At 72.3% G+C, this 15,695-nt stretch carries 16 protein-coding genes; 12 read left to right on the top strand and 4 right to left on the bottom strand.

From position 1 onward, the window contains the following. The first annotated feature begins 110 nt into the window (after positions 1 to 110). From ACZ4NT_RS34305 to ACZ4NT_RS34260, 10 genes are all read left to right on the top strand, one after another. Complete coding sequence (locus ACZ4NT_RS34305) at positions 111 to 2,192, top strand: tetratricopeptide repeat protein (RefSeq protein ID WP_467729020.1); 2,082 nt, start codon at positions 111 to 113, stop codon at positions 2,190 to 2,192. 164 nt (positions 2,193 to 2,356) lie between these two features. Continuing rightward, complete coding sequence (gene ald, locus ACZ4NT_RS34300; RefSeq protein ID WP_183116889.1) at positions 2,357 to 3,481, top strand: alanine dehydrogenase; 1,125 nt, start codon at positions 2,357 to 2,359, stop codon at positions 3,479 to 3,481. Positions 3,482 to 3,915: 434 nt separating this feature from the next. Further along, entirely contained in the window at positions 3,916 to 5,052 is a 1,137-nt protein-coding gene (locus tag ACZ4NT_RS34295) for a ParA family protein (protein ID WP_121403915.1), read from the top strand. Then, a complete protein-coding gene (locus tag ACZ4NT_RS34290) occupies positions 5,037 to 5,609 on the top strand; it encodes a hypothetical protein (RefSeq protein WP_121403917.1) in 573 nt (190 codons plus the stop codon). The genes ACZ4NT_RS34295 and ACZ4NT_RS34290 overlap by 16 nt, the downstream gene beginning before the upstream one ends. 18 nt (positions 5,610 to 5,627) lie before the next feature. Next, positions 5,628 to 6,857 (top strand): segregation/condensation protein A, encoded by a 1,230-nt coding sequence (locus tag ACZ4NT_RS34285; protein ID WP_183116890.1) that lies wholly within the window; start codon positions 5,628 to 5,630, stop codon positions 6,855 to 6,857. Beyond that, positions 6,854 to 7,510: an SMC-Scp complex subunit ScpB gene (gene scpB / locus ACZ4NT_RS34280; protein ID WP_121403919.1), complete on the top strand. Its 657-nt coding sequence runs from the start codon at positions 6,854 to 6,856 to the stop codon at positions 7,508 to 7,510. The genes ACZ4NT_RS34285 and scpB overlap by 4 nt, the downstream gene beginning before the upstream one ends. Next, on the top strand, positions 7,510 to 8,655 hold the full coding sequence (locus tag ACZ4NT_RS34275; protein WP_121403921.1) for a pseudouridine synthase: 1,146 nt from the start codon (positions 7,510 to 7,512) through the stop codon (positions 8,653 to 8,655). Before scpB ends, ACZ4NT_RS34275 begins: the two co-directional genes overlap by 1 nt. Before the next feature lie 322 nt (positions 8,656 to 8,977). Beyond that, positions 8,978 to 9,736: an NUDIX hydrolase gene (locus tag ACZ4NT_RS34270; RefSeq protein WP_467729015.1), complete on the top strand. Its 759-nt coding sequence runs from the start codon at positions 8,978 to 8,980 to the stop codon at positions 9,734 to 9,736. Continuing rightward, positions 9,733 to 10,755, top strand: coding sequence for an ADP-ribosylglycohydrolase family protein (locus ACZ4NT_RS34265; RefSeq protein ID WP_121403925.1), 1,023 nt, complete (start codon positions 9,733 to 9,735; stop codon positions 10,753 to 10,755). Before ACZ4NT_RS34270 ends, ACZ4NT_RS34265 begins: the two co-directional genes overlap by 4 nt. A 3-nt stretch (positions 10,756 to 10,758) precedes the next feature. Next, positions 10,759 to 11,529, top strand: coding sequence for a nucleotidyltransferase domain-containing protein (locus ACZ4NT_RS34260; protein ID WP_467729012.1), 771 nt, complete (start codon positions 10,759 to 10,761; stop codon positions 11,527 to 11,529). Here the strand turns inward: ACZ4NT_RS34260 and ACZ4NT_RS34255 are convergent. From ACZ4NT_RS34255 to ACZ4NT_RS34240, 4 genes are read right to left on the bottom strand one after another with little or no spacing between them, the layout of a single operon-like run. Then, on the bottom strand, positions 11,434 to 12,198 hold the full coding sequence (locus ACZ4NT_RS34255; protein ID WP_121403929.1) for a DNA polymerase beta superfamily protein: 765 nt from the start codon (positions 12,196 to 12,198) through the stop codon (positions 11,434 to 11,436). The genes ACZ4NT_RS34260 and ACZ4NT_RS34255 overlap by 96 nt on opposite strands. Positions 12,199 to 12,220: 22 nt before the next feature. Beyond that, the gene (locus ACZ4NT_RS34250) at positions 12,221 to 12,658 is read right to left on the bottom strand and encodes a Rieske (2Fe-2S) protein (protein ID WP_467729010.1); all 438 of its coding nucleotides are present in this window, start codon (positions 12,656 to 12,658) and stop codon (positions 12,221 to 12,223) included. After that, the gene (locus ACZ4NT_RS34245) at positions 12,655 to 13,239 is read right to left on the bottom strand and encodes a DUF6529 family protein (RefSeq protein WP_121403933.1); all 585 of its coding nucleotides are present in this window, start codon (positions 13,237 to 13,239) and stop codon (positions 12,655 to 12,657) included. The genes ACZ4NT_RS34250 and ACZ4NT_RS34245 overlap by 4 nt, the downstream gene beginning before the upstream one ends. Before the next feature lie 25 nt (positions 13,240 to 13,264). Further along, positions 13,265 to 13,924: a hypothetical protein gene (locus ACZ4NT_RS34240; protein ID WP_121403934.1), complete on the bottom strand. Its 660-nt coding sequence runs from the start codon at positions 13,922 to 13,924 to the stop codon at positions 13,265 to 13,267. A 251-nt stretch (positions 13,925 to 14,175) separates the two neighbouring features. Here ACZ4NT_RS34240 and aroH point away from each other — a divergent pair, with 251 nt between their 5' ends. Together aroH and ACZ4NT_RS34230 are read left to right on the top strand one after the other, a co-directional pair. Continuing rightward, the gene (gene aroH / locus ACZ4NT_RS34235; RefSeq protein WP_121403937.1) at positions 14,176 to 14,538 is read left to right on the top strand and encodes a chorismate mutase; all 363 of its coding nucleotides are present in this window, start codon (positions 14,176 to 14,178) and stop codon (positions 14,536 to 14,538) included. Further along, positions 14,535 to 15,620: a prephenate dehydrogenase gene (locus ACZ4NT_RS34230; RefSeq protein WP_121403939.1), complete on the top strand. Its 1,086-nt coding sequence runs from the start codon at positions 14,535 to 14,537 to the stop codon at positions 15,618 to 15,620. Before aroH ends, ACZ4NT_RS34230 begins: the two co-directional genes overlap by 4 nt. Positions 15,621 to 15,695 lie beyond the last annotated feature (75 nt).

The raw sequence follows: 15,695 nt of genomic DNA, 5'->3' as shown, positions 1-15,695 counted from the left end.
CCCTTAGCCGTGCTCCACCCGGATCGTCGCAGAGCGTGAACTAGGCTCTGAAAACGCCCCGTCCGGAGTCCCGGCGGGCTTGCGCGCGCAGTGGGACGGGAGTGTGGCCCGTGACGGATCAGGCGGTGGACACCGGCAGCACGGAGGTGTCGGACCAGGAGCAGCCACCGGCCGACGAGTCCGTCCCCATGGCGAGTCAGTTCCTGGGCCGGTCGCGAGAGTTGAAGGAACTCCGGGTCGACATCGAGCGGGCCGGACTGGACACCCTCTCCGGCCGCAAGGCCCCGCGTGCCCGGGTGCTGCTCATCGCCGGCCGCCCCGGATTCGGCCGTACGGCCCTCGCCGAGGAACTGGTCGGCCAGGTCGCCGAGAGTTACCCCGACGGTGTGCTGCGCGCCCGGCTCACCGAACCCGACGGGACGCCGGTGCCCACCGAGCGCACGGCACGGGACCTCCTGACCGCTCTGGAGGTGGCCACCCCGCCGGGCGCCGCCGAGGACGATCTCACCGAGGCCCTGCGCGGCGCCCTCGCCGACCGCCGCGCCGTGCTCCTGCTGGACGACGCGGCCACCGCCGGACAGGTCGACTCCCTGCTGCCGGACACCCCCGACTGCCTGGTCGTCGCCGTCTCGCAGGGCCCGCTGACCGGCATCGCGGACGTCCGCCCGTGCACGCTGGGCGGCCTGGACACCAAGTCCGCCCTGGACCTGCTCGCCCGGCACACCGGCTCGGTCCGCATCACCGTGGACCCGCGCGCCGCCGAGGATCTCGTCGAGGAGTGCGCAGGGCAGCCCGCCGCCCTGGCGCTGGCCGGCGGCTGGCTCGCCGCCCGGCCCCAGGCCGCCGTCGCCGACCTGGCGAAGCATCTGCGCAGCGAGGGCGACGAGGGGCCGCCGCTCACCCGGGTCTTCCGGCTCGTCCACGCCTCGCTGCCCAGCGCCGCCGCCCGGATGCTGCGTCTGCTCTCGCTGGCCCCCGCCGGCCTGGTCGACCCGCACACCGCCTCCGCGCTGGCCGGCTGCTCCATCCACGCGGCCCGCACCACCCTGGACGACTTCGCCGGACTCGGCCTGCTGCGGCCGGTGGACTCGCCCCTGCCGCAGTACGAGGTGCCCGGCTGCCTGCTGCCGCTGCTGCGCGACCTCACCGAGACCCAGGACCGGCCGGCCGAGCTCCAGCTGGCCCGCGCCCGGATGCTGGAGCGGACCGTGCGGCTGCTGGTGTCCTGCCGTGCGATCACCGAGACGGACAGCTCACCCGCCCGCGAGAAGCTCGCCGGCATGCCCCGCGCGCTGCGCTTCCCGCATCCGCGGGCGGCCGCCGACTGGCTGCGCATCCGGCAGCCCGCGCTGCTCGCCTCCGCCCGCGCGGCCGTCGCCGACGGCGAGCTGGACACACTGGCCCGCCGTCTGATGGCCGCGCTGGTCCGCGCCATGGTCGCGCACGTCGGTACGCAGGCGGCGGCGCCCGAGCTGTACGGCATCCACCGGCTCGTGCTGGACGTCGCCGAACGCCGGAACCTGCCCCGTGAGAAGGCCGCGGCGCTGCTGAACCTCGCCGATCTCGACGCGCAGACCGGCCGTACGGCACAGGCGCTCGTCCGCTACCGCGCCGCGCTGGACGCCGGACGCGAGGCCGACGACCCGTACGCGACCGGCCGCGCGATGGAATCCGTAGGCGGCGCCCACCAGGAGCTGGGGGACTACGAGCGGGCCGCCGACTGGTACGGCAGGGCGCTCGCGCAGCGGCTGGCCCGCGACGAGCGGGTGGACGCCGCCCGGCTGTACGGCCGGATCGCCACCGTGCACACCTACGCCGGCCGCTACGGGGAGGCGCTGCGCAACTGGCGCTCGGCCGCCACCGGACACCGCAGGAACGGCGATGTCGCGGCCCAGGCAAGGGCGTTGAGCGAGCTGGCCCGGGTCCAGGAGTACGCGGGACGACCGGAGGAGTCGCTCCACACCTGCCACGAGGCGGTCGAGTGGGCCCGCCGGGCCGACGACGTACGACTGCAGGCGGCGCTCCAGCTCAGGCTGGCGGACACCCTGGACCGGCTCGGGGACCCGGTGGCCGCCGGGCTGCACCGCAGTCAGGCCGAGCGCATGCTGGGAGATGAGCTGCCGGACAGCGCGTCAGCCATGGAACACGGCCCTAACGCCTGCGAAATCCGCAGTACATCCGTCGAAGATTGATGCATTGAAAGGCTAGACAGAGAGAATCCCTTCATTAGACTGGCTCCGCCGCGGTGTTTCGTGGTGTCTCCCGGTGTGCCCCCATGTCGCCGGGTATGACGGGCATTGCCCTGATGTGCATCGCCCTGGCGTGCGCAGCCCCAGAACCCTCTGAGCCAAGGACCGTGATCGACGTGAAGGTCGGCATCCCCCGCGAGGTCAAGAACAACGAGTTCCGGGTGGCCATCACCCCCGCCGGTGTGCACGAGCTGGTGCGCCACGGCCACCAGGTCGTCATCGAGCAGAACGCCGGCGTCGGCTCCTCGATCACGGACGACGAATACGTCTCCGCCGGCGCGCAGATCCTGCCCACCGCCGACGAGGTCTGGGCCACCGCCGACCTGCTGCTGAAGGTCAAGGAGCCCATCGCCGAGGAGTACCACCGCCTCCGCAAGGACCAGACGCTGTTCACGTACCTGCACCTCGCGGCCTCCAAGGAGTGCACGGACGCCCTCCTGGAGTCCGGCACAACGGCGATCGCGTACGAGACGGTCGAGCTGCCCAGCCGCGCGCTGCCGCTGCTCGCCCCGATGTCCGAGGTCGCGGGCCGTCTCGCGCCGCAGGTCGGCGCCTACCACCTGATGCGCGCCAACGGCGGCCGCGGCGTGCTGCCCGGCGGTGTCCCCGGCGTGCTGGCCGCCAAGGCCGTCGTCATCGGCGGTGGCGTCTCCGGCTGGAACGCCGCGCAGATCGCCATCGGCATGGGCTTCCACGTGACCCTGCTCGACCGTGACATCAACAAGCTCAAGGAGGCGGACAAGATCTTCGGGACGAAGATCCAGACCGTCGTCTCCAACACCTTCGAGCTGGAGAAGGCCTGCCTCGAGGCCGACCTCGTCATCGGCGCCGTGCTCATCCCCGGCGCCAAGGCTCCGAAGCTGGTCACCAACGAGCTGGTCTCCCGGATGAAGCCCGGAAGTGTTCTTGTCGACATCGCGATCGACCAGGGCGGCTGCTTCGAGGACTCGCGTCCGACCACGCACGCCGAGCCGACCTTCCCGGTCCACAACTCGGTCTTCTACTGCGTCGCCAACATGCCCGGCGCGGTGCCCAACACATCCACCTACGCGCTGACCAACGCCACGCTGCCGTACATCGTCGAACTGGCCAACCGCGGCTGGGTCGAGGCGCTGCGCCGCGACCCCGCGCTGGCCAAGGGTCTCAACACCCATGACGGCAAGGTGGTTTACCGCGAGGTCGCCGAGTCGCACGGTCTGGAGCACGTCGAGCTGGACACGCTGCTCGGCTGACAGGTCGCTCGCTCCACTAGTCGACTTTTCGGCTGATCAGCGGCGGATTCCCCGCTGGGAAAAGGCGATACGTCAACACAGGTCGTCAACACCGCGCACCCGGCCGGACCTTGCTCGACAAGGTCCGGCCGGGTGTGTGTCGGGTCACTTTGCGACACTCGTTCAACTCGCCGCGAACGTAACTCTTTAACCGATTCGTACACCGGTGAAACCTGCTGTGCGACGGCCTTACGCCCTTGACAGAGGGGTGTTCGGTTGCCGACACATCGGGTCGGGTCCGGCGGATTGTGTTGCTGCGGACCGGTGACACGCCATAGAGTCGCCAACCGTCGGCATGGTGCCACGCTGACCTATCTAGAAGTTTCCTGGTCACCAAGGAGGTAAGACGACTTGTGAATGAGTCGACATTTACTCCCGGGGGTGGTCAACCAGGAATGCCGACGCGGGGCGAGGGCCCCACGGGGCTCGAGGCTGTCGGCTCCGTCGCTGTCCGCACCTTCGCAGCCCACCAGAGTCCCCCTAGAACAGGGCTGACCCAGCCAGCACACCAGAGCATGGATGGCCATCACGTGAACGCCATGGCCGGCAACGGAAGTGGCGAGAACCACACCCACTTCGCCGACTACGACGAACTGCCCGAGGGGCACTTCTACGACCCCGACGCCGAGTACGAGCCCGATCCCGAGTACGCGGCCACGCTCGCGCCCGACGCGGCCCGTCAGCGCCGTGAGCGCATCGGCCCGACCGGACGCCCGCTGCCGTACTTCCCGATCCCGGGGCCGCTGACCGACCACGGTCCCGCGAAGATCATCGCGATGTGCAACCAGAAGGGCGGCGTCGGCAAGACCACGTCGACCATCAACCTGGGTGCCGCGCTCGCGGAGTACGGACGCCGGGTCCTGCTCGTCGACTTCGACCCGCAGGGCGCCCTCTCGGTCGGTCTGGGCGTCAACCCGATGGAGCTCGACCTCACCGTCTACAACCTGCTCATGGAGCGGGGCATGGCGGCCGACGAGGTGCTCCTGAAGACGGCGGTCCCGAACATGGACCTGCTGCCCAGCAACATCGACCTGTCCGCCGCCGAGGTGCAGCTGGTCTCCGAGGTCGCGCGCGAGTCCACGTTGCAGCGCGCCCTCAAGCCCCTGATGGCCGACTACGACTACATCGTGATCGACTGTCAGCCCTCGCTCGGCCTGCTCACCGTGAACGCCCTGACGGCGGCCCACAAGGTGATCGTGCCGCTCGAGTGCGAGTTCTTCGCGCTGCGCGGAGTCGCGCTGCTCACCGAGACCATCGAGAAGGTCCAGGAGCGGCTCAACCCCGAGCTGGAGCTCGACGGCATCCTCGCCACGATGTACGACTCGCGCACGGTGCACAGCCGCGAGGTGCTCGCCCGCGTCGTCGAGGCCTTCGACGATCACGTGTACCACACGGTCATCGGCCGCACGGTCCGCTTCCCGGAGACCACGGTCGCCGGTGAGCCGATCACCACGTACGCCTCCAACTCCGTGGGTGCCGCCGCCTATCGTCAGCTCGCCAGGGAGGTGCTCGCCCGGTGTCACGCCGAGTGAGTCTGCCGGGGGCCGACGAACTGTTCCGTACCACCGGGGGAATGGCACTGCAGGCGTCGACACCCTCGCGCCGGGCCAACGGCGAGGCCAGGGTGCCCGCCCCGGCCGGCGAGAGCGACGCGGCGGCCGCCGCGGAGGACGCGCCGCAGTCGGTGCCCGTGCAGGGCGGCGACGGCGAGGGCGACGAGCATGTGGCGGCCGACGCGGACGGCGAATCCGGGGAGTCCCGCAGCCGGGGCGCCGGAGGCGAGCGGTCCGGCTCGGGGCGACGCCAGGCGCCGCAGGAAGGTTCTGCCGCCGGACAGCCGTCCCGCAAGCGGGGCCGCGCCGCGAACCGCCGGCCCAGTGGGCGCGAGCGCCACGACGAGAAGATCACGGTGTACGTCTCGGCCGAGGAGCTCATGGACCTCGAGCACGCGCGTCTGGTGCTCCGGGGTGAGCACGGGCTGGCGGTCGACCGCGGGCGGATCGTCCGCGAGGCGGTCGCGGTGGTGCTGGCCGATCTGGAGTCCCGCGGGGACGCGAGCATCCTCGTACGACGACTTCGCGGGCGGTAGCGGTAGCCTGCGACGGCTATGACCTCGAACGACGTCCCTGTTTCCGCCGGTGGCCCCACCGGGCGCCGGCGTGCGCTCGGACGCGGGCCCGGGGCCGCGCCTCCCGCGGAGACGGAGCCCGAGGCCGTACCTGAACCACCGCCGGGGCAGCCCGAGGCCGCGCCGGGGCAGCCGGTGGCGGACTCCGGACCGTCCGTCGGCACAGCGCCCGCCGAGGCCGCGCCCGATGCCGGGCCGGCCGTCCCGGGGCCGCCCGTCCCGGAACCCGGCCCTTTCGCCGCGGTGGAGGCGCCGGAGCCGACGGAACCGGGGGAGTGCGGTCCGCGGACCGAGCCGGGTCCTCCCGCGGCGTCCACGGAGCCTGCGGCCCCCGCGGAGCCCGGGGACCCCTCCCGTTCCGCCGCCCCCGCCGACTCCGGGACCCCCGACGGGGTGGGGGACGGTGTCTTCACCGTGCGGCTCGCGAACTTCGAGGGGCCCTTCGACCTGCTGCTCCAGTTGATCTCCCGGCACAAGATGGACGTCACGGAAGTGGCGCTGTCCCGGGTGACCGACGAGTTCATGGCGCACATCCGGGCGATGGGCCCGGACTGGGACCTCGACCAGACGACCGAGTTCCTCGTCGTCGCCGCCACCCTGCTCGATTTGAAGGCCGCGCGGCTGCTGCCCGCCGCCGAGGTCGAGGACGAGGCGGACCTGGCGCTGCTGGAGGCGCGGGACCTGCTGTTCGCGCGGCTGCTGCAGTACCGCGCGTACAAGCAGATCGCCGACATCTTCAACGCCCGGCTGCTGGAGGAGGGCCGTCGCTACCCCCGTACCGTCGGCCTCGAACCGCAGCACGCCGAGCTGCTCCCCGAGGTGGTCATCAGCATCGGGGCGGAAGGATTCGCCAGGCTCGCCGTCAAGGCCATGCAGCCGAAGCCGAAGCCCCAGGTGTACGTCGACCACATCCACGCCCCGCTGGTCAGCGTGCGCGAGCAGGCCGAGATCGTGGTGGCGCGGCTGCGGGAGCGGGGGGAGACCAGCTTCCGGGACCTCGTCGACGACACCGACGACACCCTGACCGTCGTCGCCCGCTTCCTCGCCCTGCTGGAGCTGTACCGGGAGAAGGCCGTGGAGCTGGACCAGGACGAGGCGCTCGGCGAGCTCCTCGTGCGCTGGACCGGCGGGGACGGCACGGAGCAGCCGAGGGTCACGGACGAGTTCGACCGGCCCCCCGAGGACGCCAAGGAGGAGAAGAAGGCGTGAGCGAGCAGACCAGCGGGACCCCGGCCGGGTCCGGCTCCGTCACCGACCTCGATCTCCGGCCCGCGCTGGAGGCCGTCCTCATGGTCGTGGACGAGCCGGCGACCGAGGAGCACCTGGCGAAGATCCTGGAGCGGCCGCGGCGGCAGATCGCGGACGCGCTGCGGGAGCTGGCCGACGAGTACACCGTCCAGGGCCGCGGTTTCGAGCTGCGGCTCATCGCCGGCGGCTGGCGGTTCTACACCCGGCCCGCCTATGCGGCGGCCGTCGAGCGCTTCGTCCTCGACGGCCAGCAGGCCCGGCTCACCCAGGCGGCCCTGGAGACCCTCGCGGTCGTCGCGTACCGCCAGCCGGTCAGCCGTTCGCGCGTCTCGGCGGTCCGCGGAGTGAACTGCGACGGCGTGATGCGGACCCTCCTGCAGCGGGGTCTGGTCGAGGAGGCGGGCGCGGAACCCGAAACAGGTGCGATCCTGTACAGGACGACGAACTACTTCCTGGAGCGAATGGGCCTGCGCGGTCTGGACGAGCTCCCGGAGCTCGCGCCCTTCCTTCCGGAGGCGGACGCGATCGAGGCAGAGACGCTGGAAGGGGTTCCGTCGTTCGATCCGGACGCACCGGATGCAGATGCAGACGACACGACGACGACGGAACTTTGATGCGAAGCAGTGGCAGCGGCAGTGGCAGGAACAGCGGGCGCGGCAACCCCCGGGGGACCGGTGGGAGCGGCAGGCCCCGCGGAGCCGGCGGGAGCGGCAACCCCCGCGGAGCCGGCGGGGGCGGCTCCCAGCCCAGGAGCGGGGGAGGACGCGACGACAAGCCGAAGCGTGCGGGCAAGCCCCGTCCCGAGGAGCGCCGCTACGACGTAGGCCCCGGCGCCTCCAAGGAGGGCCCCAAGTCCGGGCGCGGGAACGGTGCGCGCGGCGGTGCCAAGGGCGGCCCCAAGCAGAGCCAGCAGCGCGGCGGCCGGACGGCTCCGGCGCGCTCGCGCGAGTACGAGACGCGGGCCGAGGAGCGCAACCGCGAGCGCTACGCCGGCAAGCCGGACGTGAAGCTGCCGAAGACGTTTCCCGGGGCCGAGCAGGAGGGTGAGCGCCTGCAGAAGGTGCTCGCGCGTGCGGGCTACGGTTCGCGGCGTTCCTGCGAGGAGCTGATCGAGCAGTCGCGCGTCGAGGTCAACGGCGAGATCGTCGTCGAGCAGGGGCTGCGCGTGGACCCCGAGAACGACGAGATCAAGGTCGACGGCCTGACGGTCGCGACGCAGTCGTACCAGTTCTTCGCGCTGAACAAGCCCGCGGGCGTCGTGTCCAGCATGGAGGACCCCGAGGGCCGCCAGTGCCTCGGCGACTACGTGACCAACCGCGAGACGCGGCTCTTCCACGTCGGGCGCCTCGACACCGAGACCGAGGGCGTCATCCTGCTCACCAACCACGGTGAGCTGGCGCACCGCCTGACCCACCCCAAGTACGGCGTGAAGAAGGTCTACCTCGCGCACATCGTGGGCCCGATTCCGCGGGACCTGGGCAAGCAGCTCAAGGACGGCATCCAGCTGGAGGACGGGTACGCGAAGGCGGACCACTTCCGGGTCGTCGAGCAGACCGGCAAGAACTACCTGGTCGAGGTGACCCTCCACGAGGGCCGCAAGCACATCGTGCGCCGCATGCTGGCCGAGGCCGGCTTCCCGGTGGACAAGCTGGTGCGGGTCTCCTTCGGCCCGATCACCCTGGGCGACCAGAAGTCGGGCTGGCTGCGCCGCCTGTCGAACACCGAGGTCGGGATGCTGATGCAGGAGGTCGACCTCTAGGCCTCCGCCTCCGTCACGCGCGTCCGTCGGCCGGTTCCGGGTTGTTCTCCGGGGCCGGCCGTTTCGCTGTGAGCGGGGCCGGGCGCGCGGGCGGGACGGCACAGGCGGGCCGGACGCACCGTGCAGGGCCCCCTGGGCCCTCCAGGGCCCTCGTGGGCTCTCCGGGACCCGGGGGCCTTCCTCGGGCGGGAGAGGCGCCCGGAGGGCCGTCAGGGGGCCCGAAGGGAATTCGGTTCCTCCCAAGGCTTGTGGGGATCGGCCCGGCCTCTTTATAGTCGGAGTGACTATTAGTCATGCTGACCATAAAGGGGGCCGGCGGAACGTGCGTACGCATGAGGGACGGGCACCGGGGGGCAAGGCACCCGAGGGCTACGACAAGTACGCCTTCGAGCCGTTCGCCGTCACCGTCGACCTGGCCGTGCTCACCATCCGCGCGGGCGCGCTCCAGGTGCTGCTCGTCGAACGCGGCCAGGAGCCGTACGAGGGCTGCTGGGCGCTGCCGGGGGGATTCGTGCTGCCGGACGAGTCCGCGGAGACCGCCGCCCGGCGCGAACTCGCCGAGGAGACCGGCCTGTCGGACGTCTCCGGACTCCACCTGGAGCAGCTGCGGACGTACAGCGAGCCGGGGCGCGACCCGAGGATGCGGGTCGTCTCCATCGCCTTCGCCGCCCTGCTGCCCGACCCGCCCCGGCCGCGGGGCGGTGGCGACGCGGCACAGGCCCAGTGGCTGCGCTTCAACGCCCTCGGCCCGCTCGCCTTCGACCACGACCGGATCCTCGCCGACGCCCACGAACGCGTCGGCGCCAAGTTCGAGTACACCTGTCTCGCGACGAGCTTCTGCCCACCCGAGTTCACCCTCGGTGAGTTGCAGCAGGTCTACGAGACCGTGTGGGGCACCGCCCTCGACCGGCCCAACTTCCGGCGCAAGGTCCTCGCCACGCCGGGCTTCGTCGAACCGGTCCCGGGCGCCGCGCGCCTGACCGGCGGCCGGGGGAAGCCGGCCGCCCTCTACCGCGCCGGCGGCGCCACCGCCCTGCACCCGCCCCTGCTGCGCCCCGCCTCGGAAGGACGGCACCCATGACCACCACGACGCTCGCGAAACGCGCTGCCACCGGATCCCTGATCGGCCTCGCCCTCGGGGACGCCCTGGGCCTCCCGACCGAGTTCGACGACGTGCCCGCCATCCTGGCCCGGTGCGGCCCCTGGCGGGAGATGGACCTGCCCAGGCCCGCCCGCGTCACCGACGACACCCAGATGACGCTGGCCCTGGGGCGCGGGCTGCGCACGGCCATGGACCGCGGGCTGCTCGGGCCCAAGCGGCTGGAGCGGGCGGTGCGCGAGGAGTTCGTGGACTGGTACCAGTCGCCCGAGAACAACCGTGCGCCCGGCCGCACCTGCCTCATCGCCTGCGATCTGCTGAAGTCGGAGCGCCGCCCCTGGCAGGACGCCAGCCAGATCGACTCCAAGGGCTGCGGGGCCAACATGCGTGTCGCGCCGCTCGGGCTCATCCGCGGACTCAGCGACGAACAGCGCGCGGGCGCGGCGCAGTTGCAGGCGGCGCTCACCCACGGCCACCCGACGGCGCTCGCCGCGTCCGACCTCACCGTGCACGCGGTCCGGCTGCTCGCGCAGGGTGCCGAGCCGACCGGACTGATCGGTCTGCTGCGCTCCTACGCCTACGAGAACCGCAGCCGCTACCACGAGCGGTGGCTCGGCGACCTGTGGACCCGCAGCCACGACCCCAGCCCCGAGCACTTCATCACGCGCGGCTGGGACGAGTGCCTGGCCGCCCTCGACCGCGTCCGGCACGCGGTGCACACCGTCTCGCCGGAGGCCGACCCCTGCCTGGCCACCGGCGAGGGCTGGATCGCCGAAGAGGCCCTGGCCACCGGCCTGTTGTGCTTCCTGCTGTTCGTCGACGAACCCGTCACCGCGCTGCGCCGGGCCGCCTGCACCTCCGGCGACTCCGACTCGATCGCGTGCCTGGCCGGCGCCTTCGCCGGCGCCCACCACGGCTCCGACGCCTGGCCGCGGGAGTGGGCCGACCGCATCGAGTACCAGAGCGACCTCATGTCGCTGGGAGCGCTCTGGGACGATTGACCCATGACCGACGTCCTGGAGATCGATCTCGGCCCCGTGGTGGCGGAGCAGCCCGACCCCGTGCTGTTCGCCACCGTCTCCGGGGCGCACCTCTACGGATTCCCCTCGCGGGACTCCGACGTCGACCTCCGGGGGGTCCATCTGCTCCCGGTGGCCGACCTGGTGGGGCTGCGCGAGCCCGCCGAGACCCGGTCCCGGATGTGGCACCGCGGCGGCGTCGAGATGGATCTCGTCACCCACGACCTGCGCAAGTTCGTACGGCTGATGCTGCGGCGCAACGGCTATGTGCTGGAGCAGCTGCTCTCGCCGCTGGTCGTGCACACCACCGAGGCGCACCGCGAGCTGGTCTCGCTCGCGTCCGGCGTCCTGACCAGCCACCACGCCCACCACTACCGGGGCTTCGCGACGACGCAGTGGCGGCTCTTCGAGAGGACGGGCGAGCTCAAGCCCCTCCTCTACACGTTCCGGGTGCTGCTCACCGGGATCCACCTCATGCGCAGCGGCGAGGTGCAGGCCGATCTGCCCACGCTCGTCGGGCAGGTCGCGGCGCCCGCCTACCTGCCGGACCTGATCGCCGCGAAGGCAGCACGGGAGCACGGGGACGCGGACGTCGACCGCACGCGGGTGCGGGACGACGTGGAGAAGCTGCACGCCCTGCTGGACGAGGCGCAGGAGGCCTCAGTGCTGCCCGACGCCCCGTCCGCCCGCGACGCCCTGCACGATCTCGTGGTCCGGGTCCGTCTGGAGGCGCTCGGGGGCGGCCCGCACGGCTGACGCGCGGCGGGTGCGTACCAGGAAGTCCTCGACCCGGGCCGCGTCGGGTTCGGCGGGAAGGGGGCTGCGCCCGGCCGCTTCGTCGGTCTCCTCCGACAGACGGGACATCCACGTCTCGACGCGCGACCACGGCACCTCGCCGCGCTTCACGGCGAGCAGCGGCTCACGCTGGTCGCCGACGCCGATCGACAGGGTGCCCGTGCGCAGCAGGTCGCGGGAGGTCATCAGGAGCCGCAGCAGGTGCATGGCGTGCTTCCAGCGGGGCGCCCCGTGCCTGCGCACGTCGGCCTCCAGCTTCCTGTGCTGCCCGAGGGCGTACCGGACGAAGGTGTCGTGGACCCGGCGGGAGAGGAACGCCTCGCGCAGGGAGAGCAGTTCCCGCCCGGTGTCGTCGACGTGCTCCACCAGCGGCGAGTGCAGGCACTCCAGGATGTTCGGGTTGGCGCGCAGGGCGAGGGAGCAGAAGCGCTCCAGCTCCCAGCTGAACTGCTCCTCCGCCGGGCCCTCGACGTGGGTCGGCGGCTTGTCGAAGCGCCAGAAGAGCGGGGTCGGGGCGAGGAAAACGCCCCGGCGGTCGGTGTCGCTGTCGTCGGTGGCCAGACCGAAGGCACGGGAGCCCATCACGCAGGCGTAGATGGTGTGATCGCGTATCAGGGCCTCGGGATGCATGCCCCGGAGCGTACGTGCCGCGTCAGGCGCGGCGAATCGAGTTTCCGCTCACCGTGATCTTCTCCGCGGGCAGCGGACGGGTCGCCGGGCCGTGCGCGACGGAGGCGTCCTCGATACGGAACCTGCTGCCGTGGCAGGGGCAGTTGATGGTGCCGTCCGCGACGCTGCCGACCGTGCAGCCGGCGTGGGTGCAGATGGCGGAGAAGGCCTTGAAGTCGCCCTTCTCCGGCTGGGTGACGACGATCTTCTGCTCCTTGAAGATCGTGCCGCCGCCGACCGGGATGTCGCCCGTCGTGGCGAGCTGCTCGCCGTCGGGCGCGTCCCCCTCCTTCGAGGACCCGGCCGAGGACGCCTCCTGCGAGCTCTCGCCGCCGCCCTCGTCGCCGTACTTGCTGCATCCCGCGAGCAGGGCCGCCGCGCCCGTCGCGAGAACCGTGCGCCGCGCCGAGGGGTTGGTCATGTCGTCACTCCGAACGTGCGGAAGAACCAGAGAGCCGACGTCAGCCAGACGACCGTGAGGACGGTGAAGACGAGTCCCCCCATGATCGGCAACAGCCAGCCGGGCAGTCGCTCCGAGCGGAGCAGGAGCATTTTGGCACTGAATGCCCCGAAGAAGAAGCAACCCAGCAGCGAGTGCCACAGCACGCGCGGCTCGTAGGTCTGGTAGCCGAAGGCGTACAGGCAGTGCACCGCGACCGGCACCGCCACCAGGAACGCGATCCGGCCCGACCAGCGGTGCAGGGCCGGCGACCAGCCCGGGCCCGGCAGCCTGCCGTACACCATGAAGGCCGAGACGACCTGGACGACCGCGAACCCGAAGGCCGTCGTCGCGAGCCAGCTCTTGACCGCCCCCGTGCTGCTGAACCCCGCGAGGTTGAACGCGGTTCCGGCGGGATCGTGGACCTTGCCGTAGACCCCGAGGCCCACGGCGACGGCGGCGGCGACGAGCGCTGGGACGAGATAGCGGGCGGGGTGGGGCTCCCGGCGGGCTGGACCGGAAGGAGGGAAGCTCCGGGTGGCGGCGTTCGGGTCGACGGTCATCAACGGCTCCCTGCGGAGGAGGAGGTCAGGGGGTGACGGGCCGGGCGGTGAGCTGCTCGCCGTCGACCGTCACGGTGCCGGTCTCCGGGTCGATCCGCGGTGCGGGCGCGGGTGCGTCGTCGCGGTTGAGGATGCCGACCTGCCGGCCGCCGGGCAGCACGATCCAGCCGCCGTCGATCTCGGCGTCGCGCACGGTCGCCGTCGCCCGGTAGAGGCCGGACGGCTTGACGGCCTTGTCGGCGGTGAACGCGTAGCGCCCGCTCTTCAGGTCGACGGTGCCCCGGATCCGCTTGCCGTCGTCGAGCCTGCCGGTCAGCTTCGCGCCGTGCCGGCCGGTGAGCCGCATGCTGCCGTCGTCCTCGACCTTGCCCTTCAGCCAGGACTCCTGGTCGCGGCCGTCGCAGAAGTACGCGATCGCCCTGCCGTCGCGCAGCGAGACGGCGACGGCCGAGGAGTCGTCGTCGGTGCGGCCCGCGTAGTCGGCGTTGGGCCGGGCGCTCTCGGAGGAGGACGGCGACGGAGGGGGCTTCGATGCGCCGGCCGACGGGCTCGGCGGGGACGCGCTCGGGCTTCCCTCGCTCTCGTACGAGGAGCTCTCCGTCCCGGATGTCGCGTTCAGCGTCAGCATGAACGCGCCGAGCAGCAGCCCGGCGAGCAGGGTCAGGAGGGGTCCGGAACGCCTCATGTGTGTCTCCCCGGGTCGGGCCGTCCCCGCGGAGCGTGAGCCGCGGCCGTCGGCCTCCTGCCATCAGAGCGGACGCGCGTCCCGGCGTCCAGAGGCGCACAGGCGCGTTCCGACCGCCCTCACCCGTCTGCGGCCGTGCCGTCCGGGGGCCGGGCGGCCGTCTCGGCAGGCGGGCGCCGCACGCCCGCGGGATGCGGGCTGACTACCCTGGTGTGATCAGACGTGCACGCAGATCAGCAAGGAGCATCACCGTGGCGGTACGAGCGGTCCGGGGCGCCGTCCAACTGGAGCGGGACGAGGCCGGCCACATGGACGAGCAGGTCGGCGAACTGCTCACCGCCGTCCTGGAGCGGAACGGGCTCACCACCGACGACCTGATCAGCATCTGGTTCACCGCGACGCCCGATCTCCACAGCGACTTCCCGGCGGCCGCGGCCCGCAAGCTCGGCATCGTCGACGTGCCCCTGATCTGCGCCCAGGAACTGGACATCGAGGGCGCGATGCCCCGGGTCGTCCGGATCCTCGCCCACATCGAATCCGACCGGCCCCGTGCCGACATCGCGCACGTGTACCTCGGTGCCGCGGGCGCGCTGCGCAAGGACATCGCCCAGTGAGAACCGCACTCGTCGTCGGCACGGGCCTCATCGGCACCTCGGCCGCGCTGGCGCTGACCGCCCGCGGCGTCGTCGTCCACCTCGTCGACCCCGACCCGGAGCAGGCCCGTACGGCCGCCGCGCTGGGCGCCGGCACGGACGAGGCGCCGGACGGACCCGTCGACCTCGCGATCGTCGCGGCCCCGCCCGCCCATGTCGCTGCGGCCCTCGCCGACGCGCTGCGGCGGGGACTGGCGCGCGGCTACCTCGACGTGGCCAGCGTCAAGGGCGGCCCCCGGCGCGAGCTGGAGGCGCTGGGCCTCGACCTGTCCGCGTACATCGGCACGCACCCCATGTCCGGCCGGGAGAAGTCGGGCCCGCTGGCCGCCACCGGCGATCTCTTCGAGGGCCGGCCCTGGGTGCTGACGCCCACCCGCGACACCGACACCGAGGTGCTCAATCTCGCGCTGGAGCTGGTCTCGCACTGCCGGGCCGTCCCGGTCGTCATGGACGCCGACGCCCACGACCGGGCCGTGGCGCTCGTCTCGCACATGCCGCACCTCGTCTCCAGCATGGTCGCCGCACGCCTGGAGCACGCGGAGGAGGCGGCGGTACGGCTCTGCGGCCAGGGCATCCGCGACGTGACCCGGATCGCGGCCTCCGACCCCCGGATGTGGATCGACATCCTGTCCGCGAACCCGGGCCCGGTCGCCGACCTTCTGGCCGACGTCTCCGCCGACCTCGACGAGACGGTCCGCGCGCTGCGCGCCCTGCAGTCCTCCGACGACTCCAAGCGCCGCGAGGGCGTCGCCGGCGTCGAGGGCGTCCTGCGCCGCGGGAACGCGGGCCAGGTCCGCGTGCCCGGCAAGCACGGCTCCGCGCCGCGGGCGTACGAGGTCGTCGCCGTCCTGATCGACGACCAGCCCGGCCAGCTGGCCCGCATCTTCGCGGACGCCGGGATGGCCGGGGTCAACATCGAGGACGTGCGCATCGAGCACGCCACCGGTCAGCAGGCCGGTCTGGTCCAGCTGATGGTGGAGCCGAAGGCGGCGCCGGTGCTCAGCGCGGCCCTGCGCGAGCGGGGCTGGGCGCTGCGCCAGTAGCCCCCGCGAGCGGGGCGGGAGCCCCCGGCGAGCCGGCCCGGGGACGGGCCAGTAATACGGGGTCCGCGGAGCCAG

The organism is Streptomyces sp. NPDC026417, from assembly GCF_055567695.1.
Note: the sequence above shows the minus strand (reverse complement) of the source record. Positions and strands in the feature narration are given on the sequence as shown.

Bases quoted from the DNA above. Each gene is read 5' to 3' on its own strand.
- ACZ4NT_RS34265 (WP_121403925.1), top strand. From the start codon at position 9,733: ATGACCACCACGACGCTCGCGAAACGCGCTGCCACCGGATCCCTGATC.
- ACZ4NT_RS34275 (WP_121403921.1), top strand. From the start codon at position 7,510: ATGCGAAGCAGTGGCAGCGGCAGTGGCAGGAACAGCGGGCGCGGCAAC.
- ACZ4NT_RS34285 (WP_183116890.1), top strand. From the start codon at position 5,628: ATGACCTCGAACGACGTCCCTGTTTCCGCCGGTGGCCCCACCGGGCGC.
- ACZ4NT_RS34255 (WP_121403929.1), bottom strand. From the start codon at position 12,198: ATGCATCCCGAGGCCCTGATACGCGATCACACCATCTACGCCTGCGTG.
- ACZ4NT_RS34240 (WP_121403934.1), bottom strand. From the start codon at position 13,924: ATGAGGCGTTCCGGACCCCTCCTGACCCTGCTCGCCGGGCTGCTGCTC.
- ACZ4NT_RS34250 (WP_467729010.1), bottom strand. From the start codon at position 12,658: ATGACCAACCCCTCGGCGCGGCGCACGGTTCTCGCGACGGGCGCGGCG.
- ACZ4NT_RS34245 (WP_121403933.1), bottom strand. From the start codon at position 13,239: ATGACCGTCGACCCGAACGCCGCCACCCGGAGCTTCCCTCCTTCCGGT.
- ACZ4NT_RS34295 (WP_121403915.1), top strand. From the start codon at position 3,916: ATGCCGACGCGGGGCGAGGGCCCCACGGGGCTCGAGGCTGTCGGCTCC.
- ACZ4NT_RS34260 (WP_467729012.1), top strand. From the start codon at position 10,759: ATGACCGACGTCCTGGAGATCGATCTCGGCCCCGTGGTGGCGGAGCAG.